Below are 11,077 nucleotides of genomic sequence, written 5' to 3'. Positions count from 1 at the left end.
TGGGCGAAGGGGGACTTGAACCCCCACGTCCCGAAGGACACTGGCACCTGAAGCCAGCGCGTCTGCCATTCCGCCACTCGCCCCGAAAATCAACCGCTGGAACATACCACTGTAGTGGCCGCGGACCCAACTGGCTCGTGCCGCCCGCGGTGCTCCCACTGGGCCGCCGCTTCCTGCGACCGCATTGAGCTGCGCGGATACCATATTCTCAGAGTTTCCGAGGTGCCGCATCGTCGTGGTGTACCGATACCATGCTTGGGTGACGCGACACGCGGGCGAGGCGTTTGCCGTGCATCGTCCGAATGCCCGGACGTGAGCGGGTGCATGCTGAGACATGAGTAGCCACCGGGGCCTGGCGCAGCGGATCGAGCGCAAGCTCGAGGCAACCGTCGGTGACGCGTTCGCCCGGGTGTTCGGAGGATCGATCGTTCCGCAGGAGGTGGAAGCCCTGCTGCGCCGCGAGGCCGAGGACGGCGTGCGGCCCCTTCAGGGCAATCGTCTTTTGGCGCCCAACGAATACATCATTACCCTCGGTGTGCACGACTTCGAGAAAGTAGGCGCCGACCCGGACCTTACGTCGAGCGCTTTCGAGCGGTACCTGGCCGACTACATCTATGAACAGGGGTGGCAAACGTATGGTGAGGTGGTCGTCCGGTTCGAGCAGACGCCGAACCTGCACACCGGCCAGTTCCGCGCACGCGGTGCTGTCAACCCCGACGCCAAGCCCCGCCCGACGGTCGACGATCCGCTCCGGCCACAATCGAATCACGCGTTCGGCGCAGAACGAGGAGTAGCAGCAATGACTGACAATTCGAGCTACCGCGGGGATCAGGGGCAGGGACGGCCCGGCGAGGAGTACTACGACGACCGCTACGGCCGTCCGCAAGACGATTCGCAGGGTGGCCCGGACAGGCCCGGTGGGCCGGACCCCCGAGGGGGGCACCGGCCGGAGCAGGGCGGCTACCCGCCGCAGGGCGGCTACACGCCACCCCGCTCTCCCGAACAGGGCGGCTATCCGGAGCAGGGCGGCTACCCCGAACAGGGTGCGGGCTACCAAGACCATCAGCGCGGGGGGTACCCGGAGCAGGGCGACTACCCGCCGCAGGGTGGCTACCCGCCGCAGGGCGGATACGCGCCGCCCCGCACTTCCGAACAGGGCGGCTATCCGGAGCAGGGCGGCTACCCGGACCAAGGTGGTTACCCCCAGTCTTACGAACAGCGTCCTCCCGGCTACGGCGGTCAGGGCTACGACCAGGGTTACCGCCAGGGCGGCTACGGCCCGCCCGGCGGCGGCCAGCCGGGCTACGGCGGCTACGGCGACTACGGTCGCGGCCCGGCCCGCCCGGACGAGGGTGGCTACGCGCCCCAGCAGGGCCACCAGCAGCAACGGCCGGCCTACCCCGACCAGGGCGGCGGGTACGACCAGGGCTACCAGCAGGGAGGCCAGGCATACAGCCGCCCCGACTACGGACCCGGCGACCACACGCAGTACGCCGAGAGCGTCCCCGGCGGGGGGTACGCCCCGCAAAGCCCCCAGGCCCCCGGGTACTCCGAGACCGCACACCGCGACTACGACTACGGCCAGCAGCCCGACTACGGCCAGGCGGGCGACTACGGCCAGCAGCAGCCCGACTACGGCCAGGGCGGCGACTACGGCCAGTACGGCGACTACGGCCAGCAACCGGGCGGCTACGACGGTTATGGCCAAGGCGGCTACGGCGTCCCCGGGACCGCCGTCACCCTGCAGCTCGATGATGGCAGCGGTCGCACCTATCAATTGCGCGAGGGCTCCAACATCGTGGGCCGCGGACAGGACGCCCAGTTCCGCCTGCCGGACACCGGGGTGTCGCGCCGCCACCTCGAGATCCGCTGGGACGGGCAGGTCGCGCTGCTGTCCGACCTCAACTCCACCAACGGCACCACCGTGAACAACGCACCGGTACAAGAATGGCAGCTGGCCGACGGCGATGTGATCCGGCTGGGTCACTCGGAGATCATCGTTCGCATTCACTGACGCCCCGGGCTCACCGCCGCCGCGCTTCGCCCCGCCACGACAACCGTCCAAGTATCGTGACGTTGCTGATGTGCTCGGTGTCACGGGTGCCGCGAGTACCGAGCGAGGACGGAAAGGACGCCAGATGCAGGGACTGGTACTGCAGCTGACGCGTGCCGGGTTTTTGACGCTGTTGTGGGTATTCATCTGGTCCGTGCTGCGCATACTGCGGACCGACATCTATGCCCCGACCGGTGCTGTCATGGTACGCCGCGGCCTGGCGCTGCGGGGCACGCTGCTGCCGTCGCGGCAACGCCGGGACACCGCCCGCTACCTGGTGGTGACCGAAGGCGCGCTGGCCGGCGCGCGGATCACGCTCAGCGGCCAACCGGTGTTGATCGGGCGCGCCGACGACTCGACTCTGGTGCTGACCGACGACTACGCCTCGACGCGGCATGCCCGGCTCTCTCAGCGCGGCACGGAATGGTACGTCGAAGATCTAGGATCGACCAACGGCACTTACCTTGACAGGGCGAAGGTGACGACTGCGGTACGAGTACCCATGGGAACGCCGGTCCGGATCGGCAAAACGGCGATCGAGTTGCGCCCGTGACGCTGGTTCTGCGATACGCCGCCCACAGTGATCGCGGCCTGGTACGCGCGAACAACGAAGACTCCGTCTACGCCGGCGCGCGGCTGCTGGCCCTGGCCGACGGGATGGGCGGCCACGCCGCCGGCGAGGTCGCGTCCCAGTTGGTTATCGCGGCCCTGGCCCATCTCGACGACGACGAACCCGGCGGCGACCTGCTCGCCAAGCTCGACGCCGCGGTGCGCGCCGGCAACGCCGCCATCGCCGCGCAGGTCGAGATGGAACCCGAACTCGAGGGCATGGGCACCACGCTGACCGCAATCCTGTTCGCGGGCAACCGCATCGGGCTTGTGCACATCGGCGACTCGCGCGGCTACCTGTTGCGCGACGGTGAGCTGACCCAGATCACCAAGGACGACACCTTCGTCCAGACCCTGGTCGACGAAGGCCGCATCACCCGGGAGGAGGCGCACAGCCACCCGCAGCGGTCGTTGATCATGCGGGCGCTGACCGGACACGAGGTCGAACCGACCCTGACCATGCGCGAAGCGCGCGCCGGTGACCGCTACCTGCTCTGCTCGGACGGCCTGTCCGACCCGGTCAGCGACGAAACCATCCAAGAGGCGCTGCAGATCCCCGATGTCGCCGAGGCCGCGTACCGCCTCATCGAGCTGGCGCTTCGCGGCGGCGGGCCCGACAACGTCACCGTCGTCGTCGCCGACGTCGTCGATTACGACTACGGCCAGACCCAGCCGATCCTGGCCGGTGCGGTGTCCGGCGAAGACGACCAGCTGACGCTGCCCAACACCTCCGCCGGCCGCGCCTCCGCCATCGGGCCGCGCAAAGAGGCCACCAAACGTGTTGCGCCGCAAGCCGAAACGCCGAGCCGCCCGCGCTGGTCGCGGCGTCGGACGGCGATCGTCGTCACACTGGTGGTGCTCGTGGCGCTCGCCGGCCTGGCGATCGGCCGGGCAATCATCCGCAGCAACTACTACGTCGCCGAAGACAACGGCCTGGTGTCGATCGTGCGCGGGATCCAGGGCTCGCTACTGGGCATCTCCCTGCACGAGCCCTACCTGATCGGGTGCCTCAATGCCCGCAACGAGCTTTCCCTCGTCAGCTTCAGCCAGAGCCGCGGCACCCTCGACTGCCACCTGATTCAGCTGCAGGATCTGCGCCCGCCCGAACGGGCCCAGGTCCAGGCCGGGCTACCGTCCGGGACGCTCGACGACGCCATCGCACAGCTGCGTGAGTTGTCGGCCAACTCGCTGCTGCCGCCCTGCCCGCCACCCCGCGCCACCTCTCCGCCGACCACGACAACCACCGGCGCGACGACCGCGCCCCCGACCTCGTCGACCACCACCTCAACCCGTTCCACGAGTCCCACCCGGACCCCCGCGAGCACCCCCTCCGGCACCCTGCCGGCGTCGCCTGCGACCACGTCGCCCACGGCGCCCCCCGCACAAACGGTGACCGCGCTCCCTCCACCCCCACCTCAGCCGGGCATCGACTGCCGGACGGTGGCATGACCACCCAGCTCCAGCCGCCAGTCGCGGTCACGCCTCCGCTACCGACCCGGCGCAACGCGGAACTGCTGCTACTGGGCTTCGCCGCGCTGATCACCGTCGCCGCCCTGCTCATCGTGCAGGCCAACCAGGAACGCGGCGTGCGTTGGGGTATCGCGACCTACGGGTTGGTCTTTTTGTCCGTGTTCGGCGGCGCCCACCTGGCCGTTCGGCGGTTCGCCCCCTACACCGACCCGCTGCTGCTGCCGATCGTGGCGCTGCTCAACGGGCTCGGCCTGGTGATGATCCACCGACTCGACCTCGCCGACAACGAACTCAGCGGCCGCCACCATCCCAGCGCGACCCAGCAGATGTTGTGGACCCTGGTCGGGGTGGCCACGTTCGCGCTGGTGGTCACCTTCCTCAAGGACCATCGCCAGCTGGCGCGCTACGGCTACATCTGCGGGCTGGCGGGCCTGATCTTCTTGGCGGTGCCCGCGCTGCTCCCCGCCTCGCTGTCCGAACAGAACGGCGCCAAGATCTGGATTCGGCTGCCCGGCTTCTCGATCCAGCCTGCCGAGTTCTCCAAGATCCTGCTGCTGATCTTCTTCTCGGCGGTCCTGATCGCCAAGCGGGGCCTGTTCACCAGCGTCGGCAAGCACGTCATGGGCATGACGCTGCCCCGCCCACGCGACCTTGCGCCGCTGCTGGCGGCCTGGGTGACCTCGATCGGGGTGATGGTCTTCGAAAAGGACCTGGGCACCTCGCTGTTGCTCTATGCGTCCTTCCTGGTCGTGGTGTACCTGGCCACACAGCGATTCAGCTGGGTGGTCATCGGCCTGGTGCTGTTCGCCGCGGGGAGTGTCGCGGCGTACTTCGCCTTCGCGCACGTCCGGGTTCGCGTGCAGACGTGGTGGGATCCGTTCGCCGATCCCGACGGCAGCGGCTACCAGATCGTGCAGTCGCTGTTCAGCTTCGCCACCGGCGGCATCTTCGGCACGGGCCTGGGCAACGGCCAGCCCGACACCGTGCCCGCCGCGGCGACCGACTTCATCATCGCGGCCTTCGGGGAAGAGCTCGGGCTGGTCGGGCTGGCCAGCATCCTGCTGCTATACACCATCGTCATCGTCCGCGGCCTGCGCACCGCGATCGCCACCCGCGACAGCTTCGGCAAGCTGCTGGCCGCCGGTCTGGCGTCGGCGCTGGCGGTCCAGCTGTTCATCGTCGTCGGCGGGGTGACGCAGCTGATCCCGCTCACCGGGCTGACCACACCGTGGATGTCCTACGGCGGGTCGTCGCTGCTGGCCAACTATGTGCTGCTGGCCATCCTGGCGCGGATCTCGCACAGCGCGCGGCGCCCGCTGCGGACCCGCTCGCGCAACACGTCGTCCATCGAGGCCGCCGGCACCGAGGTGATACAGCGGGTATGAACACCTCCCTCCGCCGCATCTCGGTCACCGTGATGGCGTTGATGGTGTTGCTTTTGCTCAACGCCACGATGACGCAGGTCTTCGCCGCCGACGGGCTGCGGGCCGACCCGCGCAACCAGCGGATCCTGCTCGACGAGTACTCGCGTCAACGCGGCCAGATCGTCGCCGGCGGCCAGTTGCTGGCCTATTCGGTCGCCACCGACAGCCGGTACCGGTTCCTGCGGGTGTATCCGAACCCGGACGTGTACGCGCCGGTCACCGGCTTCTACTCGCTGCGCTATTCCAGCTCGGGGCTCGAACGCGCCGAGGACCCGGTGCTCAACGGCTCGGACGCGCGGCTCTTCGGACGGCGGCTAGCCGACTTCCTCACCGGCCGCGATCCGCGCGGCGGCAACGTCGACACCACGATCAACCCGCGGGTCCAGCAGGCCGGCTGGGACGCGATGCAGCAGGGCTGCGGGGGGCCGCCGTGCAAAGGCGCCATCGTCGCCATCGAGCCGTCCACCGGCAAGATTCTGGCCATGGTGTCGTCGCCGTCGTATGACCCCAACCTCCTGTCCTCGCACGATCCCCAACTGCAGGCGCAGGCGTGGCAGCGGCTCCGCGACGACCCGGCCGATCCGCTGGCCAACCGCGCCATCTCCGAGACCTATCCGCCCGGCTCCACGTTCAAGGTGATCACCACCGCGGCCGCGCTGGAGGCCGGCGCCACGGTCGGCGAGCAGTTGACCGCGGCGCCCTCGATCCCGCTGCCCGGCAGCAGCGCCACCTTGGAGAACTACGGTGGGGGGCCATGCGGACCCGAACCGACGGTGTCGCTCGCCGAGGCGTTCGCCAAATCGTGCAACACCGCATTCGTCCAGCTGGGGCTCATGACCGGTACGGAGGCGCTGCGCGGCACGGCGCATTCGTTCGGGCTGGACAGCGCCCCGCCCGTCATCCCGCTGCAGGTCGCCGAATCCACCGTCGGGGTGATCCCCGACGCCGCTGCCCTGGGGATGTCGAGCATCGGACAGAAAGACGTCGCCGTCACGCCGCTGCAGAATGCCGAGGTCGCCGCGACGATCGCCAACAACGGGGTGGCAATGCAGCCGTACCTGGTCGAAAGCCTCAAGGGCCCGGACCTGTCCAACATCAGCACCGCCGTGCCCTACGAACAGCGCCGCGCGGTGTCACCGCAGGTCGCGGCTAAGCTGACAGAGCTGATGGTCAGCGCCGAGAAGGTCGCGCAGCAGAAAGGGGCCATTCCCGGCGTGCAGATCGCATCGAAAACTGGTACCGCAGAACATGGCACCGATCCGCGACACACCCCACCGCACGCGTGGTACATCGCGTTTGCGCCCGCGCAAGCGCCGAAGGTCGCCGTCGCGGTCGTGGTGGAGAACGGCGGAGATCGCCTGTCCGCGACCGGGGGTGCACTCGCCGCGCCGATCGGGCGGGCCGTGATCGAAGCCGCGCTACAGGGGGGACCATGAGCCCGCGAGTAGGTGTGACGCTGTCCGGCCGGTACCGCCTGCAACGCCTGATCGCCACCGGCGGCATGGGTCAGGTCTGGGAGGCCGTCGACAGCAGGCTGGGTCGGCGTGTGGCGGTCAAGGTGCTCAAACAGGAGTTCTCCCAGGACCCCGAGTTCATCGAGCGCTTCCGCGCCGAGGCGCGCACCACCGCGATGCTCAACCACCCGGGTATCGCCGCCGTCCACGACTACGGCGAGAGTCAGCTGGACGGGGAGGGGCGCACCGCCTATCTGGTCATGGAGCTGGTCAACGGCGAGCCGTTGAACTCGGTGCTCAAGCGCACCGGCAGGCTGTCGCTGCGGCACGCCCTGGACATGCTCGAGCAGACCGGCCGGGCCCTGCAGGTCGCCCACGCCGCCGGACTGGTCCACCGCGACGTCAAACCGGGCAACATCCTGATCACCCCCACCGGCCAGGTCAAGATCACCGACTTCGGTATCGCCAAGGCCGTCGACGCCGCACCGGTGACCCAGACCGGGATGGTGATGGGTACCGCCCAGTACATCGCGCCCGAACAGGCGCTGGGCCACGACGCGACCCCGGCCAGTGACGTCTACTCCCTCGGCGTGGTCGGCTACGAAGTCGTTTCCGGCAAGCGGCCGTTCACCGGCGACGGCGCGCTGACGGTGGCGATGAAGCACATCAAGGAACCCCCGCCGCCGCTGCCCGCCGAGTTGCCGCCCAACGTCCGCGAGCTGATCGAGATCACCCTGGTCAAGAACCCGGGGATGCGTTATCGCAGCGGGGGACCGTTCGCCGACGCGGTCGCCGCGGTGCGCGCCGGCCGCCGTCCGCCGAGGCCCAGCCAGTCGCCGCCGCCCGGGCGCGCCTCGCCGGCGGCCATCCCGTCCGCAGGCGCCCCGACCCGGGTCGCGGGCGCCTCGAGTGGGCGCAGCCCGGCGGCGCGCCGGTCCCGGCCGACCACCGGCGGGCATCGGCCACCCCCGGCGCGGCGCACGTTCTCGTCGGGCCAGCGCGCGCTGCTGTGGGCCGCGGGCGTGCTCGGCGCGTTGGCGATCATCATCGCGGTGCTGATCGTGATCAACTCCCGCGGCGACGCCCAGCAACAGCCGACGCCGCCCCCGACGGTCACCGAGACCGGCGGCCCGCCCTCCTCCTCGGGATCCTCGGGCGCGTCATCGCCGAGCAAGACCCCGTCCGGCCTGGGCCCCCCGCGGTTCACCGTTCGGGGCCTCCCGCCGACCCCGGTCGCGCTGCCGGCCCGGCACGAGATACCGCGATGACCACCCCGCAGCATCTGTCCGACCGCTACGAGCTGGGCGAGATCCTCGGCTTCGGGGGCATGTCGGAAGTTCACCTGGCGCGCGACGTCAGGTTGCACCGCGACGTCGCGGTCAAGGTGCTGCGCGCCGATCTGGCCCGTGACCCCAGCTTCTACCTGCGCTTCCGGCGGGAGGCCCAGAACGCCGCGGCGCTGAACCACCCGTCCATCGTCGCCGTGTACGACACCGGCGAGGCCGAGACCACCGCCGGCCCGCTGCCCTACATCGTGATGGAGTACGTCGACGGCGTCACCCTGCGCGACATCGTGCACACCGAGGGACCGCTGCCCCCGCGGCGCGCCATCGAGATCATCGCCGACGCCTGCCAGGCGCTGAACTTCAGTCACCAGAACGGCATCATCCACCGCGACGTCAAGCCGGCCAACATCATGATCAGCACCACCAACGCCGTCAAGGTGATGGACTTCGGCATCGCGCGCGCGATCGCCGACAGCGGCAACAGCGTCACCCAGACCGCAGCCGTGATCGGGACCGCCCAGTACCTGTCGCCCGAGCAGGCCCGCGGCGATTCCGTGGACGCGCGATCCGATGTCTATTCGCTCGGCTGCGTGCTGTACGAGATCCTCACCGGCGAGCCGCCGTTCACCGGCGACTCCCCGGTCGCGGTGGCCTATCAGCATGTGCGGGAAGATCCGATTCCCCCGTCGCATCGGCATGAGGGGATCTCCGCCGACCTCGACGCCGTCGTCCTCAAAGCGCTGGCCAAAAACCCGGAAAACCGCTACCAGACCGCGGCCGAGATGCGCGCCGATCTGGTGCGGGTGCACAACGGTGAGCCACCGGAGGCGCCCAAGGTGCTCACCGACGCCGAGCGCACGTCGCTGCTCACGCACTCGGGCGGACACGGCGGCCACCCCCGCACCGACCCGCTGCCCCGCCAGGCACTGGGCGGCGCCGACACCGACGACGAGCGGCTCGGCGGTTCGGTCGCCCGCTGGGTCGTCGCGGTGGCCGTGCTCGCAGTGCTGACGATAGTCGTCGTCATCGCCTTCAACACGTTCGGCGGCGGCACCCGCGACGTCCAGGTGCCCGACGTGCGCGGCCAGGTTTCCGCCGACGCGATCGCGGTACTGCAGAACCGCGGCTTCAAGACGCGCACCTTGCAGAAGCCGGACTCGACGATCCCACCGGACCACGTCATCGACACCGACCCCGACGCCAACGCGTCGGTGAGTGCCGGTGACGAGATCACCATCAACGTATCCACGGGGCCCGAGCAGCGTGAGATGCCCGACGTCTCCTCGCTGAGCTACGGCGAGGCGGTCAAGAAGCTCAAAGCCGCCGGGTTCACCAAGTTCAAGCAGGCCAGTTCGCCGTCCACCCCGGACCTGATGGGCAAGGTCATCGGGACCAACCCGCCGGCCAACCAGACCTCGGCGATCACCAACGTCATCACCGTCATCGTCGGCTCCGGCCCGGAGACCAAGCAGGTCCCCGACGTGGCGGGCCAGACCGTCGACGTCGCGCAGAAGAACCTCACCGTGTACGGCTTCACCAAGTTCAGTCAGGCCGACGTGGACAGTCCAAGGCCAGCCGGCGAGGTGGTCGGCACCAACCCGCCCAAGGGCACCGCGGTCCCGGTCGACTCGGTCATCGAGCTGCAGGTCTCCAAGGGCAACCAGTTCGTGATGCCCGACGTGACCAACATGTTCTGGACCGACGCCGAACCGCGGTTACGCGCGCTGGGCTGGACCGGGGTGCTGGACAAGGGCCCCGACGTCGACGCCGGCGGTTCCATGCACAACAAGGTGGTGTATCAGAACCCGCCCGCCGGGGCCGGGGTCAACCGCGACGGCATCATCACGCTGAAGTTCGGTCAGTAGCCACCGGATCCGGGGGCAGATGCGGCCGCACCGCGGCGCGGACCTCGTTCTCCAGCCGGCGGACCAGCGTGTCGTCGCGTGCCCATCCACAGTCGGCGAGCCAGTTTCCCAGCATCCGGTGCCCGCCCTCGGTCAGGATCGACTCCGGATGGAACTGGACGCCGTGAATCGGCAACTCGCTGTGGCGCACCGCCATGACCACACCACTGCGGGTACGGGCCGTCACCTCCAGCACCGACGGCAGGGTCTCCGGCAGGATCGTCAGCGAGTGGTAGCGGGTGGCGGTGAACGGATCCGGAAGGCCTTGCAGCACACCCACATTGGTGTGGAAAACGCTGCTGGTTTTGCCGTGCAGCAACTCGGGTGCACGGTCCACCCGGGCACCGAATGCGACGCCGATGGCCTGGTGGCCCAGGCAGACCCCCAGCAGCGGCGTCCGCGCCGCAGCACACGCCCGGACGAGGCTTATCGACGCGCCCGCGCGTTCCGGCGTGCCCGGTCCGGGGCTCAGCAGCACACCGGCGAATTTCGCGGTGATGGCCGGCTCATCGGCGAGCCGGGCGTCGTCGTTGCGCCATACCTCGGCCTGGACGCCGAGCTGGCCCAGGTACTGCACGAGGTTGAACACGAAGCTGTCGTAGTTGTCGACAACCAGGATCCGCATCCTGACAGGCTACCGCCCGCGCCCACCGGGGGCGCTGGTCGCCGGCGGCAGGGGCTGCGCGTAATGCATCCGCAGCGGCCCGGTGTGGCCGACGATCCGCACGTCGGACTCGACCTGTTCGTGGTAACCCAGGCCGAACCGGACCACGTATTGCCTGTAGAGGGTCACCAGGGGAGCGGCGGCAAGGGCGGCTTGCATGGCGGTGGGATCGCCGATCGCGGTGACGGTGTAGGGCGGGCTGTAGGTGCGCCC

Annotated in this window: 9 protein-coding genes and 1 tRNA gene; 7 read left to right on the top strand and 3 right to left on the bottom strand. The window is 69.5% G+C overall.

Going from position 1 to position 11,077, the window contains the following annotated elements; genetic code table 11:
• Nucleotides 1-83 (bottom strand) — tRNA-Leu (locus tag AC2VOR_RS17295).
• Nucleotides 84-334: 251 nt separating this feature from the next.
• Here AC2VOR_RS17295 and AC2VOR_RS17290 point away from each other — a divergent pair.
• The 7 genes from AC2VOR_RS17290 to pknB all read left to right on the top strand — a co-directional run bounded on the left by AC2VOR_RS17290 (nucleotide 335) and on the right by pknB (nucleotide 10,161).
• Nucleotides 335-2,014 (top strand): FHA domain-containing protein, encoded by a 1,680-nt coding sequence (locus AC2VOR_RS17290; RefSeq protein ID WP_486964201.1) that lies wholly within the window; start codon nucleotides 335-337, stop codon nucleotides 2,012-2,014.
• Between the two features lie 124 nt (nucleotides 2,015-2,138).
• Nucleotides 2,139-2,606: an FHA domain-containing protein FhaB/FipA gene (locus tag AC2VOR_RS17285; RefSeq protein ID WP_369736250.1), complete on the top strand. Its 468-nt coding sequence runs from the start codon at nucleotides 2,139-2,141 to the stop codon at nucleotides 2,604-2,606.
• The gene (locus AC2VOR_RS17280) at nucleotides 2,603-4,111 is read left to right on the top strand and encodes a PP2C family protein-serine/threonine phosphatase (RefSeq protein WP_369736249.1); all 1,509 of its coding nucleotides are present in this window, start codon (nucleotides 2,603-2,605) and stop codon (nucleotides 4,109-4,111) included. Before AC2VOR_RS17285 ends, AC2VOR_RS17280 begins: the two co-directional genes overlap by 4 nt.
• Entirely contained in the window at nucleotides 4,108-5,517 is a 1,410-nt protein-coding gene (locus AC2VOR_RS17275) for an FtsW/RodA/SpoVE family cell cycle protein (RefSeq protein ID WP_486964200.1), read from the top strand. Before AC2VOR_RS17280 ends, AC2VOR_RS17275 begins: the two co-directional genes overlap by 4 nt.
• A complete protein-coding gene (gene pbpA, locus AC2VOR_RS17270) occupies nucleotides 5,514-6,992 on the top strand; it encodes a D,D-transpeptidase PbpA (RefSeq protein ID WP_369736246.1) in 1,479 nt (492 codons plus the stop codon). Before AC2VOR_RS17275 ends, pbpA begins: the two co-directional genes overlap by 4 nt.
• Entirely contained in the window at nucleotides 6,989-8,278 is a 1,290-nt protein-coding gene (locus AC2VOR_RS17265) for a serine/threonine-protein kinase (RefSeq protein WP_369736245.1), read from the top strand. The genes pbpA and AC2VOR_RS17265 overlap by 4 nt, the downstream gene beginning before the upstream one ends.
• Entirely contained in the window at nucleotides 8,275-10,161 is a 1,887-nt protein-coding gene (gene pknB / locus AC2VOR_RS17260) for a Stk1 family PASTA domain-containing Ser/Thr kinase (protein WP_486964199.1), read from the top strand. The genes AC2VOR_RS17265 and pknB overlap by 4 nt, the downstream gene beginning before the upstream one ends.
• On the opposite strand, the gene AC2VOR_RS17255 is transcribed toward pknB, so the two are convergent.
• Nucleotides 10,139-10,825 (bottom strand): aminodeoxychorismate/anthranilate synthase component II, encoded by a 687-nt coding sequence (locus AC2VOR_RS17255; RefSeq protein WP_369736243.1) that lies wholly within the window; start codon nucleotides 10,823-10,825, stop codon nucleotides 10,139-10,141. The genes pknB and AC2VOR_RS17255 overlap by 23 nt on opposite strands.
• A gap of 9 nt (nucleotides 10,826-10,834) precedes the next feature.
• Nucleotides 10,835-11,077, bottom strand: a 243-nt coding sequence (locus AC2VOR_RS17250; protein ID WP_486964198.1) for a DUF881 domain-containing protein, incomplete at its 5' end; no start/stop codon positions are given.

This window comes from Mycobacterium sp. TH-M103, from assembly GCF_057473785.1.
Note: the sequence above shows the minus strand (reverse complement) of the source record. Positions and strands in the feature narration are given on the sequence as shown.

Coding starts and splice junctions, on each gene's coding strand:
- pknB (WP_486964199.1), top strand. CDS start 8,275: ATGACCACCCCGCAGCATCTGTCCGACCGCTACGAGCTGGGCGAGATC.
- AC2VOR_RS17265 (WP_369736245.1), top strand. CDS start 6,989: ATGAGCCCGCGAGTAGGTGTGACGCTGTCCGGCCGGTACCGCCTGCAA.
- AC2VOR_RS17255 (WP_369736243.1), bottom strand. CDS start 10,825: ATGCGGATCCTGGTTGTCGACAACTACGACAGCTTCGTGTTCAACCTC.
- AC2VOR_RS17290 (WP_486964201.1), top strand. CDS start 335: ATGAGTAGCCACCGGGGCCTGGCGCAGCGGATCGAGCGCAAGCTCGAG.
- pbpA (WP_369736246.1), top strand. CDS start 5,514: ATGAACACCTCCCTCCGCCGCATCTCGGTCACCGTGATGGCGTTGATG.
- AC2VOR_RS17275 (WP_486964200.1), top strand. CDS start 4,108: ATGACCACCCAGCTCCAGCCGCCAGTCGCGGTCACGCCTCCGCTACCG.
- AC2VOR_RS17285 (WP_369736250.1), top strand. CDS start 2,139: ATGCAGGGACTGGTACTGCAGCTGACGCGTGCCGGGTTTTTGACGCTG.